Source organism: Mesorhizobium silamurunense (genome assembly GCF_014843825.1).
Classification (GTDB): Bacteria; Pseudomonadota; Alphaproteobacteria; order Rhizobiales; family Rhizobiaceae; genus Mesorhizobium; species Mesorhizobium silamurunense.
On record NZ_JHQR01000479.1, the window covers coordinates 1 to 961 of the forward strand.

The window sequence follows — 961 nt, forward strand, 5'->3', positions numbered from 1 at the left end:
CGCTACGCGCGCCGGCTCGCCGACCGGCTGCGGGCGCCGTGGACGGCGCTTCATGTCGACACGCCTCGCCTCGCGGGCATGTCCGAAGAGGACAAGGACCGTCTGGCGACGAACCTGCGTCTTGCCGAGCAGCTTGGCGCCGAGGTGACGACCATTCCGGGCCAGAACGTCGCCCAGGACATCGTGCGCCATGCGACGGCCAACAACTTCACCCATATCGTCATCGGCAGGCCGACCCGCTCGCGTTGGCGGGAACTGATCGAGGGCTCGCTCACCTACGATCTGATCCGCAATGCCGGCGACATCAGCGTCCACGTCATTTCGGGCACCGAGCGCGATGGGGAGACGCCTTCGGCAAGGGTGAAGGCCGCGGCCGAACAGAAGCCCTTCCAAATCTGGCCCTACCTGTTCTCCACCGCCTATGTCGCCGGGGCGCTGGCCGTCAGCTCGATCCTCGATCAGTTCCTCGATGTCCGAAATTTGGCAATCGTGCTCCTGCTGTCGGTGCTGACGTCGGCGGTGACCTGCGGGCTGTGGCCGGCGCTCTACGCCTGCTTCTTGAGCGCGCTTGGCTTCAACTATTTCTTCCTCGAGCCGCGCTACACGCTGACGATCAGGGACCCGGAGAGCATCGTTGCCTTTGCGGTCTTCCTCGTTGTCGCCGTCATTGCGAGCAATCTGACGGCGCGCGTGCAGCGCCAGGCGGTCGCCGCCCGTTCGCGCGCGCGGGCCACCGAAGACATCTATTCCTTCTCGAAAAAGCTCGCTGGCGCCGGCACGCTCGACGACGTGCTGTGGGCCACCGCCTTCCAGATCGCGTCCATGCTGAAAGTGCGCGTGGTGCTGCTTCTGCCCGAGAACGGTACGATCACCGTCAAGGCCGGCTACCCGCCCGACGACACGCTGGCCGAGGCCGATATCGCCGCCGCCCGCTGGGCCTGGGAGCACGACCGCCCGGCCG

Annotated in this window: 1 protein-coding gene; it reads left to right on the plus strand. The window is 66.6% G+C overall.

The features are described from left to right. Window positions 1-961: DUF4118 domain-containing protein (locus DH10_RS36095; protein WP_192385975.1), on the plus strand; the 961-nt coding region annotated here is incomplete at both ends.